A 14,304-nucleotide genomic window follows, 5' to 3' on the forward strand; every position below is an offset into this window, starting at 1 on the left:
CGCACTGGCGCCTGGCGGCTTTGCGCCGGATGCGTTCTGCCGTTTAATGCGGACGCGACAAACCCGTTCGCACCAGGTGCCTGCCGATGTGGAACCGCCCGAGGTTCGATCTCAAAGTCCGTCTGACGTTGCGCGTGGCCGCGATATCGGCCGCCTGCTTCGCCGCCATCTCCGCTTATTTCCTGATTACGGCCGACCGCGCGGCGCATGCGCGCCTCGACGATATCGCCGCCATCGTGGCCAAGACGCTGGAGCTGCAGCAGGGCAAGATCCAGTGGGTCGCGAGCCCGCGCTCGGACTTTCCCAACCTCGACCCCGTTTCGGCTTATGTGATGACGCCCGGCCTGTGCCTGGCGTTCCGCGGCACCAGCGGCGACGTCCTCCAGCGCTTCTGCAGCGGCGCGCCCGTTCCGGCGAACCCGCCGCCGCAAGCCTTCACGGCCTTCTATCGCGGCTTGTTCGACCCCGGCCGAGAAGCCGCACGGCCGGTAATCGTGCGCGGGACGAAGCTCGGCGAGGCCGTGGTCTCGGTCGAGCCGGCCGTGCAGACCGCGGAGGCCTGGCACGAGGCCGGCCGCCTGATGCTCGCGCTGGCGATCGCGCTGCCGCTGCTCTGCGCGCTGGTCTACGCCGCGCTGGCACGCGCGCTGCGCCCCACCCGCATGATCCGCACCGGCCTCGAGCGGATTGCCGCCAACGACCTCACCACGCGGCTGCCGCCGTTCGACCTTGCCGAGCTCTCCGCGATCCGCGACGGCTTCAACCATCTCGCCGAAAGCCTCGAGACCGCGCTTGCCGAACGCAGCGAGCTGACGCGGAAGCTGATCGCGCTCCAGGACGAGGAGCGCCGCCATCTCGCGCGCGAGCTGCATGACGAGTTCGGCCAGTCGCTCGCCGCCATCCGCGCGCTCGCCTCCTCCGCCCGCCAGACCGCCGCGCAGGACTGCCCTTCCCTGCTTGGCGAATGCGACGGCATCGCGCGGACCGCAACCGGCATGATGGAGACGTTGCGCGGCACGCTGTTCCGGCTGCGGCCGCCCGATGTCGAGGAGCTCGGGCTCGTCGCCAGCCTCGAGGGCCTGGTCGCGGGCTGGAACGGGCGCAGCCGCGGCGAGACGCGTTTCTCGATCCGGTTCGACGGCGCATTCGAGACCCTGCCGGCCACAATCAGCGCCAGCCTCTACCGGATCGTGCAGGAGGCGCTCACCAATGCCGCCAAGCATGCCGTCGCCACGCGAGTCAGCCTGGAATTGAAGATGGGGGCGAGCGATATCGCGCTTGCGATCGACGATGACGGACGCGCGACCGATTCCGTCGCGAAATCGGGAATGGGCCTGCTCGGCATGCGCGAGCGCGTCGCAGCTTTGCGCGGCCAATTGAGCTTCGAGGCCTCGCCGAACGGCGGCTCCGCACTGCGCGTGGTCATTCCGCTCGCAGCCGCCGATCGGCCGCCGCTGGAGCACGCCGCATGAGCGCGGCCGACGCCACCATTCTGCTGGTCGACGACCATTCCGTCGTCCGCGAGGGCTACCGCTCCGTGCTCCAGAAGCAGCCGGGACTACGCGTCATCGCCGAAGCCGCTGACGGCGCGGAGGCCTACCGTCTCTACAAATCGGAGGCGCCCGACCTCGTCATCATGGATCTGAGCATGCCCGGCATCGGCGGCATCGAGGCGGTCCGGCGCATCAGGCAGTGGGACAAGGGCGCGAGAATCCTCGTCTTCACCATGCATGAAAACGCCGGGTTTGCCGTGCAGGCGATCCGCGCCGGTGCCAGGGGCTACGTCACCAAGACCAGTCCGCCAGAGACGCTGGTGCGCGCCGTGATGGACGTGCTCGCCGGCAAGATCGCGATCAGCCCCGACATCGACCATGAGCTCGCGCTGAGCCGGCTGGCCGGGGAAAGTTCTGCCGCCGACGTCCTCACGCCGCGTGAGTTCGAGGTGCTGCGGCTGCTGCTCGCCGAGAACACGACAGAGGAGATCGCGGAGACACTCCATGTCAGCCCCAAGACGGTGGCGAACCTGCATTCTCTGATCAAGGACAAGCTCGGTGTCGGCTCCGACATCGAGCTGGTCCGGCTGGCGCTGCGCCAAGGCATCTTGACGGAGGTCGATCTCGGCGAGGCCTGATCGCTCAGGCCAGATAGCGCGTGAGATAGCCTTCCATCGCGTAGAGCGCACAGAGCGCGAGGCTCGACCACACGGCGACGGTGAAATACAGGAACATCCAGGTCAGCTCGCCCTTCCAGTGCGCGATGTCGTGGGTCACGACCCAGCGGGTCGAAACGTCATGCAAGCCTTCGAGGAAGCCGAGCAACCTGTTGCCCTCTTCATGCCCTGCCCGCCAGCGGCTGAGATACATCGGCACGTCGACGGTGACGAGGAAGGCCAGGAAGCAGGCGATGCCGACGATGCCGGCAATCAGCGCCCACCGCACCGGCCCCTGGAATTCCGGCATCAGCCGGCACAGCGCGATGCCCGCGAGGAAGAATGTCACGGCCCAAAGCGAGTTCTCGATTGCGTTGAAGAGGAAGTTGGTCGTCACCACCGCATACCAGGAGAAGCACTCCGCGATGATGATGATCGGCACGATCACCCACGCGATGTTCACGACCGTCTCGGCGCCCGTCATGGTCCCGAGTTGATGCAGGATGACCGCCCATTGCGCGGCGAAGCACAGCTCGGCCACGGTCGCGACCGTGCGGCCGACGAAGACGCTGGAGAGCCAGGTGTCGAACAGGCAGATGCGCTGCACGTCGGCGCGCGGCAGGAAGGAACGGAAGGCGCAGCCGAAGACATAGCCGGCGCAGAGCAGGAACATCAGCCCGATGTCGGAGCCACTACTGAGGCTGCCGGAGGGCGTCGGCCAGAACGCGCGGTACAGCATGAACCAGACGAGAATGTTGGCAGCACTGACCAGCGTCAGGGACCCCCACCACCACGCGAGGGGATTCGTCCGCGCCTGCCACTGCAACATGAATCGCTCCGATGTAATCGATATGACATTCAGTCGTAATAAACCTGTCACAACAAGCCACGGAATCGCGACGAAAATCTGTGCGCGGCGGAGCCCTTCGCGCACATTTTATCCCCGCCGGCAAAGCCGCTCCGTGTCCGTATAGTGGACATAACGGCACATTTTCTGAATCTATTGGACAACGGGCGAGACCGGGTTCATTAAGCCCGCATGGCCAGAACCGCGTCCAAACCGATCCGCGCCTCCTCGTCCGCCGCCGCCGTGCTGGCGGACAGCGTCGATGACGCTGCGTTCGCGATGACGCTGGCAAAAGGTCTCGTGGTGCTCGAAGCGTTCAAGGCGGGGGCGACGCAGCTCGGCAACATGGAGCTGTCGACGCTGACCGGGATTCCGCGCCCGACGGTGGCGCGACTGACTCATACGCTCGCCGAGCTCGGCTACCTCCGCTACGATGCCGAACGCGCCAAATATCGCGTCGGCGCGCGTGCACTTCGCATGGCGCATCCGCTGCTCGCTGACATGCAGTTCCGCCAGGTCGCGCGTCCGATGATGCAGGAGCTGGCACAAAGCGTGCGCGGCACGGTCTCGATCGGCCTGCTCGATGCGACCTCCATGATCTATGTCGAGACCGCGCGCTCCGGCGACGTCGGCCCGCACGTCCCCGACATCGGCATGCCCATTTCCGTGGTGATGACGGCAATGGGCCGTGCCGCGGCGGCGACCTTGCCGCAGGCCGATGCCGCGCAGCTCGAAGAGCGCATTGCAAGCGAGGATACTGAGCTGTGGTCGGCCTTCCGCGAGACCTACCGCGCCGGCCTCGCACAATGCGCCAGCCGCGGGTTTTGCACGTGCTTCGGCGAGTACATCGCCTCGATCCATGCGGTCGCGGCGCCGCTGTTTCATGCGCGTGAGGCGAAGCAGGCCTTTTCGATCAATTGCGGCATTCCCGCATTCCGGCTCCAGCCCGGCCAGCTGGAGGGCGAGATCGGCCCGCGCATTGCCGCCCTTGCCGACAGCATCCGCACCATGATTGGGGCGGCGCCGCCCACCGAAACACAAAAGCAAAACAAGAAGAGCGCCAAGCGATGAACAAGGCAATCGGCGCTCCGCCACCGGGAGGCCACCATGACCGTCACACGGCGAACATTTTTGGGCACCCTCGCCCTTTCGCTATCCGGACTTCCATTTACTGCACGCGCTGAGGACGCCTGGCCGTCGCGTATGGTGCGGCTGATCTCGCCTTACGGGCCCGGCGGCTCCAACGACATCTCGCTGCGGCTGCTGGCCGAAGAGTTCGGCCGCAACCTGCACCAGCAGTTTATCGTCGAAAACAAGCCGGGCGCCGGCACGCGCATCGCCAACGACACGGTCGCGCATGCGCCGGGCGATGGCTACACACTTCTCTATGTCGCGGCCCCCTACGCCACCGCCGAAGCGCTGTTCGGCAAGCTGACCTATGAGCGTAAGGATCTGCAGCCGGTCGCGATGGCGGTGATCGCGCCGCTGTTCCTGATCATCAGCGCGGACGCGCCGTTCAAGACGCTTCCCGAATTGATCGCCTACGGCAAATCGAAGCCGGATGGCCTGACCTTCGCCTCGCCCGGTGCCGGCTCGCAGCCACATCTTGCCGGCGAACTCCTGTTCAGGGATGCCGGTGTCAAGGGGCTCAACATCCCATTCCGTGGCGATGCCGCGTCCTACACCGAGCTGCTCGCCGGCCGCGTCGATGCCACGCTGACGGCGCTGCCGACCGCACTGCCTTACATCCAGAGCGGCAAGTTCATTGTGCTCGGCGTTGCATCGGCCGAACGCAGCGCGCTCTATCCGCAGGCGCCGACCTTGCGCGAGCAGGGTTTTCCCAACGTGGCTGCGGCCGGCTGGTACGGCTTCATGGCGCCTTCGACGACGCCGCGCGCCATCGTCGACAAGCTGCAGGCCGAAGTGCTGCGCGCGCTGGCCGAGCCGGCGATCAAGGACAAGCTGACCGCCCAGGGCCTCGAAGTGCGCGCCGGCACCGCGGCCGAATTCGGCCAGTTCATCGACAACGAAACAAAAAAGTGGACCGGGCTGATCCGCGAGGCCGGCCTCAAGGGCGAGTGACAGTCACGAACGGGGAATGGGAATGAAAAAACTACTTCTCAAACATGTCGCGGCAGCCGCGATCGCTCTCGCGCTATCGATCCCGGGAGCACAGGCGCAGAAGAAATACGATCCCGGCGCTTCCGACACCGAGATCAAGGTCGGCCAGACCGTCCCGCTCAGCGGGCCGGCCTCGGCCTATGCCGTCATCGGCAAGACCCAGGCCGCCTACATGAAGATGATCAACGACCAGGGCGGCGTCAACGGCCGCAAGGTCAATCTGATCCAGTATGACGATGCCTATTCGCCTCCGAAGACGGTTGAGCAGACCCGCAAGCTGGTCGAAAGCGACGAGGTGCTGCTGACCTTCCAGATCATCGGCACGGCGCCTAATGTCGCCGTGCAAAAATATCTTAACGCCAAGAAGGTCCCGCAGCTCTTCGCGGCAACGGGCGCGGCGCGTTTCACCGATCCGAAGAACTTCCCCTGGACCATGGGCTTCAACCCCTCCTACCTCGTCGAAGGCCGGATCTACGCGCAATATATTCTGAAGAACCATCCGAACGCCAAGGTCGGCGTGCTCTATCAGAACGACGATCTCGGCAAGGACTACCTCGCCGGCTTCAAAGCAGGTCTCGGTGACAAGTCGAAGATGATCGTCGCCGAGACGTCCTACGAGATCACCGAGCCGACCATCGATTCGCAGATCCTGCGGTTGAAGGATGCAGGTGCCGACGTGCTGTTCAGCGCCACAACGCCGAAACAGGCCGCGCAGGCGATCAAGAAGGTTGCCGAGATCGGCTGGAAGCCGCTGCACATCATCGACATCAACGCCTCCTCGGTCAGCGCGGTGCTGAAACCCGCCGGACTCGACAACGCCAAGGGCGTCGTCAGCGTCGGTTATGTCAAGGATTCGGCCGACCCCGAATGGAAGGACGATCCCGGCATGAAGCGATATCTCGCCTTCATGGCCAAATACTACCCGGAGGGCGACAGGGATTCGAACCTGAACGTCTACGGCTATATCACCGCGCAGCTGCTGGTGCAGGTGCTGAAGCAATGCGGCGACGATCTCACGCGCGAGAACGTGATGCGCCAGGCCGCCAGCCTGAACAACATCACACTCGACCTGACGCTGCCGGGCATCTCGGTGACGACGACGCCGACCGACTACCGCGTCAACAAGCAGTTCCAGATGGTGCAGTTCGACGGCCAGCGCTGGCAGAAACTCGGCGACATCGTCACGGACGAGGCGAAGGAATGAAGCGCCCCTCATCCTGAGGGGCGCGCGCCTTGAAGAATGAAGGCCTCACCGATGGTCCTCGTGCTTCGAGGCGGCCGCTCCGCGGCCTCCTCGGCATGAAGGAGGAAGGTGGCTGCTCGCCCTATCTCTTCATCCCGCCCACATAGGCCGCGAGCTTGTCGAGCGTCTGGTAGCCGTATTCGACGGCACCGAAGCTGATCATGCCGTCGCGCCGCGCCGTGCTCGACGCCAGCTGCCGCATCATCAGAACCGTCTTGCCGTTGCTCTGTTCGGCGAAGGTGACGGTGAAACGGAACATTCCGGGATCCTCGTCCTGGTCGTCGCCGTGATCCATCTCCAACAGCGACGGTCGCTCGATGCGGCGGAAGCGCATGCGGTTCGGGTAGACCGTGCCGTCCGGGCCGATCATGTTGAAGCGCCAGACGCCGCCGACCCGCACGTCGATCTCGAAGGTCTCGAGCTTAAAACCCTTCGGCCCGAACCATTGCGGCAGGTGCTTTGGGTCGGACCACGCTTCGAACACCAGATCGCGCGGCGCGTCGATCACGCGCGACATCACGATCTCGCGGTCGAGCGACCATAGCGACAGGGCGGGATTGGCAGAATTCGTCATCGTCAGGAACCTTTCCGTTTGGTTGTCTTGCCGGTCGTCTTGTTACTTGTCTTGGACGGCCGCTTGGCAGCGGCCCTGTCTTTCTTCAGCTTCATCACGTAGGCGTCGAAGCGATCAAGCCGCGCCTCCCAGATCGCGCGCTGATGCTGGAACCAGTCCTCCGCAGTGAGGAGCGCGTCAGGACTGAGGCGGCAGGTGCGCACGCGCCCCGATTTCTCCGACAGGATGAGACCGCTCATCTCCAGCACGTGGATGTGTTTCATGAAGCTCGGCAGCGCCATCTCGAAGGGATCGGCAAGCTCGCCGACCGACGCCTCACCTGCGCAGAGCCGCATCACGATCGCCCGCCGGGTGGGATCGGCAAGGGCCGCGAAAACCTGATCGAGTTGGAATAGTTGGTTAGCCATGAGGCTAACTATAGGACTGTCGCCATCCGGCGTCAACATTGTTAGCCAATTAGCTAAGTTAATTTTGCCGACTGGTAGCCTGGATGAAGCGAAGCGTAATCGGGGGCCGCTCGCTCGGCTGCGGCACTTTCCCGGATTGCGCTTCGCTCCATCCAGGCTACGGACTGTCGCAAGGCTCCGCAGACGGAACCCACCACGCGCGATCGTGAATAGGGGGGCACGGTCCTTCCCGCTACAAGAGACCGGGGGCGCATCGAATCCTGCGCCAGAGTCGTGCCGTCTGTTGTCACCTCATCGTACCTCACCCGACGGGCGCTGGCCCGGGCTGCGCTCGTTCCGCTCGCGCTTGCCTGGCCGCGCGGCGCCGCCGCGGATTCCGACATGATCGCGCAGATGCGCGACATCGTCGCGAACGAGCTGGCGCCGACCGCAACGCCGGACCAGCCGGGCGGTCTGGCCGCCGCGCTTTATGCCGGCAACCATGTCGAGTTCTTCAACTACGGCTTTGCCGACGACGCCACGCGAAGGCCGGTCACGCCGGACACGCTGTTCAACCTCGGTTCCCTGCGCAAGCCGTTCGAGGCGACACTGGTCGCGCTCGGCACCCTACGCGGCGAGCTGCGGCTCGACGATCGTCTGGTGAAATATCTCCCGGAGCTCACCGGCGACTATATCCGCCGCGTCACCGTCGGCGAGCTCGTCACGCACACGTCAGGCATGCTGCTGCCGACCGACCATCCGCCCTGGCCGAGCGACACGTTTTCCCGCGCGCAGCTCATCGACATGTTCAACAGCTGGAGACCGCAAGCCGGCGAAGCGCCCGGCAAGCAGCGCGTCTACAGCCACGCCGGCTACGTCCTGCTTCAGCTCGTGCTCGAGCGCTGTTACGGCGCTCCGATCTCGACCCTGTTCGAACAACGCATCCTCAGGCCGATCGGCATGAATGCGACCTCATTGCCTGAACGCGGCGAAGACAGCCGTGCCGTCATGGACGAGGCCTGGATGCAGCGCGCGGTCCAGGGCTACTCGGATCAGGGCATGGCGATCGGCTCCATCGGCAACCAGCAGAGCTATTTTGATTTCCCCGGCACGGGCCAGATGTTTTCCTCACCGCGGGATCTCTCGATCTTCGTTGCCGCCTGCGTCGACGGCCGATCGATCGATCCGCATTTGCGCGAGGCATTGCGGATGACACAGCACGAGATTTTCCGCGTCGACGAGAGGTTCGGACAGGGAATGGCCTGGGAGACGGTGCATCTTCCAGGCGTCACCGTCGTCGACAAGCCGGGTGGGCTCAACAACGCCTCCGGCTATATCGGCATCGTGCCCGCACAGCGGATCGGCATCGTGTTGCTGGCAAATCGCGGCGAATACCCGCACGAGATCGCCCGCTACAAGATCCTGCCCGCGCTGGCGAAGCTCATGGGCCCGCACTGAACACATCCCTTAAAACAGAAAGCCCCGGCTGAGCCGGGGCTTTCCACGCCAGATCAGAAACGGGATGAAGCTCAGTACCTGGCGACGACGGGTCCGCCAAACTTGTAGTTCACGCCGACGCGCGCGATGTTCGATTTGAGACCGACCGAATGGGTGAAGACGTTGGCCGGAAACGCGCCGCCAAGCAGATTGGTGCTGGTCACGGTGCTGCGTCCGAGATCGACGTAGAGATATTCTGCCTTGAGCGACCAGCCGCCGCCGACGGCATATTCGGTGCCCACACCTGCGGTCCAGCCGACCCGCGTGTCGCGGATCGCGGCCGACTCGGTCGCGGCGGCGAACGTGTCGGTGAAGTTGAAATTGCCCTTCACCTCGGCGATGGCCGCGCCGCCGGTGGCGTAGAGCAGCCAGGTCGGAGCCGCGAGGAAGCCGATGCGGCCGCGGATGGTGGCAAGCCAATCGGCCGAGACTGACGACGACACGGTGAAGCCGGTCGGCGCGCAGCAGGGATAGAACGCCGAACCCGTCGCACTGCCCTTGAAGCCGAAATAGTTGATGTCACCTTCGAGGCCCAACACGGCGGTGTTGACCTGCCAGTTGTGGCCGGCGGTAAAACCGCCGGTGACGCTGGAGCTGTTGACCCGCTGGGCGCCGACTGCCGCAATCGCAGTAACACTGGTGTCCGCGAAATAGCCGGCGGGAGCGAACGCGGTCGAGGTGGCCGGATCGGCGCTGCCCCACTGCCCGCCGACATTGGCGCCGACGTAAAAGCCGGTCCAGTTGTAGGCCGTCGCCATCATCGGCGCCTTGGTGTAGTGCGCCGCGAGGTCGGCCGCCTGCACCGATGCGGAGCCCAAGACAACCGCGGCAACCGCCAGCAAAAACTTCTTCATTCCGGTCTCCTTACCCCACGCGATTGATCTCGCGTTTCGAACGCGCGCGGGCGGAAGTTGTCCGGCGCAGTTCGGGCATAGGCTGCCGGTCCCTCGCCGTCTTGGGCTGCGGCGAAGTTCATAGAGACTGTGACGTAGTGTGAGCCGTGCGGCGCGCGAACGCGTGACGGGTGTGACTCGAGAGCCACGCATCACCCTGCGGCAGCGGCGGGCCACGCACACCACTGTCGCATCGCGACACCCCGCGCGACGCGATTCGAATCCCCGCCTCTCAGACCGAACGCGTCAGTCCGCCGTCAACGCGGATGTTCTGTCCCGTGATGTAGGCCGCGCCGTCGGACGCCAGGAACGAGATCGTCGCGGCGATCTCCTCGACCTTGCCGTAGCGCCGCATCGGCACGCTGTCGCGGCGTGCATCTAGCTCTGGCAGGCTGTCGATCCAGCCCGGCAGCACATTGTTCATGCGGATGTTGTCGGCGGCGTGGGTGTCGGTGAAGATCTTGGTGAAGGCGGCAAGGCCGGCGCGGAACACCGCAGACGTCGGAAACATCGCGCTCGGCTCGAACGCCCAGGCGGTCGAGATGTTGATGATGGCGCCGCCCTTTTGCGTTTGCATGATTGGCATCACCAGCCGGGTCGGACGGATCACGTTGAGCAGATAGGTGTCGAGGCCGGTGTGCCATTGCTCGTCGGTGATCTCCGTGATCGGCGCCCGGGGCCCGTGGCCCGCGCTGTTGACGAGCACGTCGATGCGTCCCCATTTGGCCATCGCGCCGTCGACAAGCCGCTTCAGATCGTCGTTCGACTTGTTGGAACCGGTGACCCCCAATCCGCCGAGCTCGGCTGCCAGCGCCTCGCCCTTGCCGGAGGAGGACAGGATCGCGACGCGAAAGCCGTCGGCTGCGAGCCGGCGCGCAGCCCCTGCCCCCATGCCGCTGCCGCCGGCGGTCACGAGTGCGACCTTCTCTGCTGCCATCTCTGCTGCCATGACCGATCATCCTCTGTGATATCGTGGAGGCGAGCCGCAGGCCCGGCCTATCATGAGGCCTTCTACCGCCGGACCAGCCGGAAGGTCCACCGTCGAAAGCGACTTGAAAGATGAGCGATTTGCAGATCCGCAATTTGCGCCCCGAGGAGATCGCCATCGCGGTCGACTGGGCCGCGGCGGAAGGCTGGAATCCGGGCTTCTCCGACGCCGCCTGTTTCGCGATCCCGGACACGCATGGCTTCTTTGTCGGCGAGATCGACGGCGAGCCGGTCGCGACCATCTGCTGCGTCAACTACGACGATCACTTCGCATTTCTCGGCCTCTACATCGTGCGATCAGATTTTCGCGATAGAGGCCACGGCCTGCGCATCTGGAACGCGGCGATCGTGCATGCGGGCGCTCGCGTGATCGGCCTCGACGGCGTCGTGGCGCAGCAGGATAATTACAGAAAGTCCGGCTTCCAGCTTGCGTACGCCAATATCCGCTATGGCGGCATCGCCGCCGCACCATCGGGGCCGCCCGCCGATGTCGTTGCGCTCGACACGGTCCCGTTCGCACTTGTCGAAGCCGACGATGCGACGGTGTTTCCGGCACCGCGCAGTGCCTTCCTGCGGGCCTGGATCGGCACGTCAGGACATGTCGGTCGCGCATTGCTGCGCGATGGCAAGCTCGCGGCATGGGGTGTGATCCGGCCCTGCCGGACCGGCCGCAAGATCGGCCCGCTCGTCGCCGACGACCGCGCGGCGACGGAGGCGATCGTGCAGGCCTTGCTGGCGAGCGCGAACGGCGGCGAGATATTCCTCGACGTCCCCGCCGTCAATCGCGAGGCGATTGCACTTGCGGAATCGCTGGGGCTGAAGCCGGTGTTCGAGACGGCGCGGATGTACACGGGACCCATCGCGCCGCTGCGGATCGACCGCGTCTTCGGCGTGACCAGTTTCGAGCTGGGCTAGCTCAGTAGCAGCGCATGATGTTGACGGTGTGCTCGCCGCCGCCGCGGCCGGGCACAGTCACCTGCTCCGTCGGACAGCTCGGCACGTAGGGCCGGTCGGACGGCACCACGTTCGGCGGGAAGCGATGCGTCCAATCCCAGGGAACGTCATACGTATAGGTGTAGCGCACGTCGCTGGAGACGGGTTGGGCGGTCTCGGCGAAAGGCTGGCCGTAGCCTGCATTGTCATAGTAGAACCCGCCGCCGCCTGGCCAGTAGATCCAAGGCGTGTTGCGGCCACGGAACCTGGCGCCCGGCGCAATCGGCGGACGCGCCGCCGGACCGGAAGGCGTGGCGGCATGTCCGACGGTGCCGCCGGGTCGGGCAAAGCTGTCGCTGGGGGCAAGGAGCAGCGCGGCTGCGCTGAGCGAGGCGAGCAACGCCCCAAATGATCTGGACATCATGATACGCACCAACTCGTTTGGCTTCGCGGATAGCGGCTCCCCACGACACGCTAGGCCGGGCTGTCGCCCACCCGCAAACGTATAATTAATTATTGGTTAAGGCACGGGATTAACAGGGAACAGACTGCGGCAAGACGCCCGGGATTGCGGCTGATGTCGCACGTGTTCCGGAAAACGGACTTCATAACCAGTTGATCGGAGTTGATCGGTTCGATCGACGACACCCGGAACGCTCCCGCACTGCGGTCGTTGGCTCCCGACACAAGCAAGGAGCATCTCCAATGCAGAACAAGTCGAAACTCCTCTGCCTGATCACGGCTTCACTCGTCGCGGGCACGTCGGCCGCCTCGGCCCAGGGCTATGATTGGAACGGATCGCGCGCGGGATGGGACCGCACCGCCCCGGCCTATCAGCCGGTTCAGCCCCGCGCCTACTATCCGGATGTCGCTGGACCATACGGTGCGCTCAACGGCACCAATCATCCGGCGCCGAGCTCGACGCAGGGCGATGTCGGCCCGGAGGGCAATAACAACGGTACACTGACCGGCGTCTATCGCAGCTGGTAACGCCCGCTCACGATCTGGCCCATCGTCTATCGCGGACGGTGGGCCTTCGTGCGTCAGCGGCCCTGCTGCTTGCGCAGCCAGTCCAGCATATCCTGCGCATTTCCGGTGCCCTGCGTCACGATGGCGGTGTTGCCACCGCTGCGGCGATAGACCGTGGTGCGCCCGGGCTCCTTCTCGATCTTGACCTCGGCCTGCGCCGGATCGCCGCTCTGGGTGATGACGGACGTGCCGTTCTCGTCCTGAACTACGGTCGTGTGGCCGTCACCTGACTCGCCGGCTCCGGCCGGCCCCGCTGCCATTGCCATCATGATGCTCGTTCCTGCTGCAAGTGCGATGAACCTCATATTGCACCTCGCCTTCTCGATCACCGGCTGAACTGAAATATCGACAGCCAGTTGAAGCGCCCGAATTGTCGCACCGTTCCCGTGTTCATGTCTCCGATCTGGAGCAGAAGGGCGTTGGTGGAATTGCCGACCTGGGTGATATCGGCAATGTTGCTCACGCCCGACTGACCGATCGCCAAATTGGTCGTGCCACCCACCTGGATCACGTCGACATAATTTCGCGTGCCGTTCTGGATGATCGTCGCATCGACCGTTCCCGTGCCACCGATCTGGATGACACGCGCGATATTGATGCGGCTGTTCTCTTCGATCGTGACCGGCTGGACATTGTTGCCGAACTGCACGACCGTTTCGATGCTCACGTTCCGGTTCGTTACGCCGCGCTGGACGGATCCGGCGGATGCCTCGGACGCGACGCTGACGGCGAACAATGCCGCCAATGCCAGGAGTAGCCTAGCGCATTTCATCGCTTGCCCCCATTACATTTCTGACGACGAGGTCGCGCCCGGCTCAATGGCTATTCTGGACAACAGTCGCCGAGTTGAACGCACCGAACTGGGCCAGGAAACTGCTGGTGGACTGGCCGGCCTGGCCGACAAACGCGACATTGTTCACGCCCGCCTGCCCGACCGATGCCGATGTCGTCCCGCCGAATTGCAGGATTCCGGTCGCGTTGTTCGTGCCGTTTTGAGTGACGGTCGCGCTGGTGCTGCCGCCGATCATGAACACGCCGGCCATGTTGAGCTGGCTGTTCTGGTTCAGCACGACCGGCGGGCCGCCGAGCGATACGATGGTCTTGATGTCGGCGGTCTGCGCACCGGCCGATCCGGCGCCCACGCAACACAAGGTGAGAAATGCGCCACAGGCGGCGCCTGAAAAATGCCTCATGACATGCCTCGCGACTGAAAATTGATTTGCGATCAAGGAGTCTGCTGCAAAATTGTCGAGCCGTTCAGGATTCCGAGCTGTCCGACGGCCGCCGCGTTGTTCGCGCCGATCTGGCCGATCAGGCTCGAGTTGGAGCCACCGGCCTGGCCGAGTAACGCGGTGTTGGACGCCGTCGCAGTCGTGCCGCCCTGCCCGATCACCGAGGTGTTGAAGGTGAGGAGCGAACCCGTCTGCAACGTAGTCGCAGCATTGGTGGCGCCGAATTGCATCGTGGTGGCGCTGTTGTTGGTGCCGCCACTCTGCGAAATGAAGGAGTTGTTGGTAGTGCCGAATTGCAGCACGCTGGCCGAGTTGCCGGCCTGGGCATCGACGGCGGTCAGCAAGCTGAACGCGACGATCGTGGCAACGAGATATTTTTGATGCATGACATTTCCTCCGCGAAAGTCGGCGGA

At 64.6% G+C, this 14,304-nt stretch carries 18 protein-coding genes; 8 read left to right on the forward strand and 10 right to left on the reverse strand.

Translation table 11 applies throughout. The features are described from left to right. Nucleotides 1-86: 86 nt before the first annotated feature. The gene (locus IVB45_RS22080; RefSeq protein WP_247361786.1) at nt 87-1,472 is read left to right on the forward strand and encodes a HAMP domain-containing sensor histidine kinase; all 1,386 of its coding nucleotides are present in this window, start codon (nt 87-89) and stop codon (nt 1,470-1,472) included. Next, on the forward strand, nt 1,469-2,131 hold the full coding sequence (locus tag IVB45_RS22085; RefSeq protein ID WP_027518509.1) for a response regulator transcription factor: 663 nt from the start codon (nt 1,469-1,471) through the stop codon (nt 2,129-2,131). Before IVB45_RS22080 ends, IVB45_RS22085 begins: the two co-directional genes overlap by 4 nt. A 4-nt stretch (nt 2,132-2,135) precedes the next feature. Here IVB45_RS22085 and IVB45_RS22090 read toward each other — a convergent pair whose 3' ends face one another. Continuing rightward, nucleotides 2,136-2,978 carry a hypothetical protein gene (locus IVB45_RS22090; protein WP_247361788.1) on the reverse strand — a complete coding sequence of 281 codons (843 nt, stop codon included), beginning with the start codon at nt 2,976-2,978 and terminating at the stop codon, nt 2,136-2,138. 210 nt (nt 2,979-3,188) lie between these two features. Between IVB45_RS22090 and IVB45_RS22095 the strand changes: the two genes are divergently transcribed. The 3 genes from IVB45_RS22095 to IVB45_RS22105 are packed head-to-tail and all read left to right on the forward strand — an operon-like array spanning nt 3,189 to nt 6,321. Continuing rightward, nucleotides 3,189-4,067: an IclR family transcriptional regulator gene (locus IVB45_RS22095; RefSeq protein WP_247361790.1), complete on the forward strand. Its 879-nt coding sequence runs from the start codon at nt 3,189-3,191 to the stop codon at nt 4,065-4,067. A 36-nt stretch (nt 4,068-4,103) separates the two neighbouring features. Continuing rightward, complete coding sequence (locus tag IVB45_RS22100) at nt 4,104-5,078, forward strand: tripartite tricarboxylate transporter substrate binding protein (RefSeq protein WP_247361792.1); 975 nt, start codon at nt 4,104-4,106, stop codon at nt 5,076-5,078. Nucleotides 5,079-5,100: 22 nt separating this feature from the next. Beyond that, on the forward strand, nt 5,101-6,321 hold the full coding sequence (locus IVB45_RS22105) for an ABC transporter substrate-binding protein (RefSeq protein WP_247361794.1): 1,221 nt from the start codon (nt 5,101-5,103) through the stop codon (nt 6,319-6,321). Between the two features lie 121 nt (nt 6,322-6,442). Here the strand turns inward: IVB45_RS22105 and IVB45_RS22110 are convergent, their stop codons facing one another. Next, a complete protein-coding gene (locus tag IVB45_RS22110) occupies nt 6,443-6,934 on the reverse strand; it encodes an SRPBCC family protein (protein WP_247361796.1) in 492 nt (163 codons plus the stop codon). A 2-nt stretch (nt 6,935-6,936) separates the two neighbouring features. After that, the gene (locus IVB45_RS22115; RefSeq protein ID WP_247361798.1) at nt 6,937-7,341 is read right to left on the reverse strand and encodes a metalloregulator ArsR/SmtB family transcription factor; all 405 of its coding nucleotides are present in this window, start codon (nt 7,339-7,341) and stop codon (nt 6,937-6,939) included. 381 nt (nt 7,342-7,722) lie between these two features. Here IVB45_RS22115 and IVB45_RS22120 point away from each other — a divergent pair, with 381 nt between their 5' ends. Beyond that, nucleotides 7,723-8,778 (forward strand): serine hydrolase, encoded by a 1,056-nt coding sequence (locus IVB45_RS22120; RefSeq protein ID WP_247362763.1) that lies wholly within the window; start codon nt 7,723-7,725, stop codon nt 8,776-8,778. A gap of 71 nt (nt 8,779-8,849) precedes the next feature. Here IVB45_RS22120 and IVB45_RS22125 read toward each other — a convergent pair whose 3' ends face one another. Further along, a complete protein-coding gene (locus IVB45_RS22125; protein ID WP_247361801.1) occupies nt 8,850-9,671 on the reverse strand; it encodes an outer membrane beta-barrel protein in 822 nt (273 codons plus the stop codon). Between the two features lie 271 nt (nt 9,672-9,942). Next, on the reverse strand, nt 9,943-10,647 hold the full coding sequence (locus tag IVB45_RS22130) for an SDR family oxidoreductase (RefSeq protein WP_247362765.1): 705 nt from the start codon (nt 10,645-10,647) through the stop codon (nt 9,943-9,945). A 122-nt stretch (nt 10,648-10,769) separates the two neighbouring features. On the opposite strand from IVB45_RS22130, the gene IVB45_RS22135 reads away from it, so the two are divergent. Further along, the gene (locus IVB45_RS22135) at nt 10,770-11,612 is read left to right on the forward strand and encodes a GNAT family N-acetyltransferase (RefSeq protein ID WP_247361804.1); all 843 of its coding nucleotides are present in this window, start codon (nt 10,770-10,772) and stop codon (nt 11,610-11,612) included. A 1-nt stretch (nt 11,613) separates the two neighbouring features. On the opposite strand, the gene IVB45_RS22140 is transcribed toward IVB45_RS22135, so the two are convergent. Continuing rightward, nucleotides 11,614-12,054: a hypothetical protein gene (locus tag IVB45_RS22140; RefSeq protein WP_247361806.1), complete on the reverse strand. Its 441-nt coding sequence runs from the start codon at nt 12,052-12,054 to the stop codon at nt 11,614-11,616. 281 nt (nt 12,055-12,335) lie between these two features. Between IVB45_RS22140 and IVB45_RS22145 the strand changes: the two genes are divergently transcribed. Further along, on the forward strand, nt 12,336-12,620 hold the full coding sequence (locus tag IVB45_RS22145; RefSeq protein WP_027567428.1) for a hypothetical protein: 285 nt from the start codon (nt 12,336-12,338) through the stop codon (nt 12,618-12,620). A gap of 53 nt (nt 12,621-12,673) precedes the next feature. Here IVB45_RS22145 and IVB45_RS22150 read toward each other — a convergent pair whose 3' ends face one another. The 4 genes from IVB45_RS22150 to IVB45_RS22165 form a co-directional block, all read right to left on the reverse strand. Next, complete coding sequence (locus IVB45_RS22150; RefSeq protein WP_247361809.1) at nt 12,674-12,964, reverse strand: hypothetical protein; 291 nt, start codon at nt 12,962-12,964, stop codon at nt 12,674-12,676. Nucleotides 12,965-12,984: 20 nt separating this feature from the next. Beyond that, on the reverse strand, nt 12,985-13,326 hold the full coding sequence (locus tag IVB45_RS22155; RefSeq protein ID WP_247361812.1) for a curlin: 342 nt from the start codon (nt 13,324-13,326) through the stop codon (nt 12,985-12,987). Nucleotides 13,327-13,474: 148 nt separating this feature from the next. After that, nucleotides 13,475-13,852 carry a curlin gene (locus IVB45_RS22160; RefSeq protein ID WP_027567431.1) on the reverse strand — a complete coding sequence of 126 codons (378 nt, stop codon included), beginning with the start codon at nt 13,850-13,852 and terminating at the stop codon, nt 13,475-13,477. 32 nt (nt 13,853-13,884) lie between these two features. Continuing rightward, nucleotides 13,885-14,277 carry a curlin gene (locus tag IVB45_RS22165; protein WP_247361814.1) on the reverse strand — a complete coding sequence of 131 codons (393 nt, stop codon included), beginning with the start codon at nt 14,275-14,277 and terminating at the stop codon, nt 13,885-13,887. Nucleotides 14,278-14,304: the final 27 nt, after the last annotated feature.

The organism is Bradyrhizobium sp. 4, assembly GCF_023100905.1.
Taxonomy (GTDB): domain Bacteria; phylum Pseudomonadota; class Alphaproteobacteria; order Rhizobiales; family Xanthobacteraceae; genus Bradyrhizobium.

Bases quoted from the DNA above. Each gene is read 5' to 3' on its own strand.
- IVB45_RS22160 (WP_027567431.1), bottom strand. From the start codon at position 13,852: ATGAGGCATTTTTCAGGCGCCGCCTGTGGCGCATTTCTCACCTTGTGT.
- IVB45_RS22110 (WP_247361796.1), bottom strand. From the start codon at position 6,934: ATGACGAATTCTGCCAATCCCGCCCTGTCGCTATGGTCGCTCGACCGC.
- IVB45_RS22145 (WP_027567428.1), top strand. From the start codon at position 12,336: ATGCAGAACAAGTCGAAACTCCTCTGCCTGATCACGGCTTCACTCGTC.
- IVB45_RS22135 (WP_247361804.1), top strand. From the start codon at position 10,770: ATGAGCGATTTGCAGATCCGCAATTTGCGCCCCGAGGAGATCGCCATC.
- IVB45_RS22130 (WP_247362765.1), bottom strand. From the start codon at position 10,647: ATGGCAGCAGAGAAGGTCGCACTCGTGACCGCCGGCGGCAGCGGCATG.
- IVB45_RS22105 (WP_247361794.1), top strand. From the start codon at position 5,101: ATGAAAAAACTACTTCTCAAACATGTCGCGGCAGCCGCGATCGCTCTC.
- IVB45_RS22095 (WP_247361790.1), top strand. From the start codon at position 3,189: ATGGCCAGAACCGCGTCCAAACCGATCCGCGCCTCCTCGTCCGCCGCC.
- IVB45_RS22080 (WP_247361786.1), top strand. From the start codon at position 87: ATGTGGAACCGCCCGAGGTTCGATCTCAAAGTCCGTCTGACGTTGCGC.
- IVB45_RS22165 (WP_247361814.1), bottom strand. From the start codon at position 14,277: ATGCATCAAAAATATCTCGTTGCCACGATCGTCGCGTTCAGCTTGCTG.
- IVB45_RS22085 (WP_027518509.1), top strand. From the start codon at position 1,469: ATGAGCGCGGCCGACGCCACCATTCTGCTGGTCGACGACCATTCCGTC.
- IVB45_RS22115 (WP_247361798.1), bottom strand. From the start codon at position 7,341: ATGGCTAACCAACTATTCCAACTCGATCAGGTTTTCGCGGCCCTTGCC.
- IVB45_RS22090 (WP_247361788.1), bottom strand. From the start codon at position 2,978: ATGTTGCAGTGGCAGGCGCGGACGAATCCCCTCGCGTGGTGGTGGGGG.
- IVB45_RS22150 (WP_247361809.1), bottom strand. From the start codon at position 12,964: ATGAGGTTCATCGCACTTGCAGCAGGAACGAGCATCATGATGGCAATG.
- IVB45_RS22120 (WP_247362763.1), top strand. From the start codon at position 7,723: ATGATCGCGCAGATGCGCGACATCGTCGCGAACGAGCTGGCGCCGACC.
- IVB45_RS22100 (WP_247361792.1), top strand. From the start codon at position 4,104: ATGACCGTCACACGGCGAACATTTTTGGGCACCCTCGCCCTTTCGCTA.
- IVB45_RS22125 (WP_247361801.1), bottom strand. From the start codon at position 9,671: ATGAAGAAGTTTTTGCTGGCGGTTGCCGCGGTTGTCTTGGGCTCCGCA.
- IVB45_RS22140 (WP_247361806.1), bottom strand. From the start codon at position 12,054: ATGATGTCCAGATCATTTGGGGCGTTGCTCGCCTCGCTCAGCGCAGCC.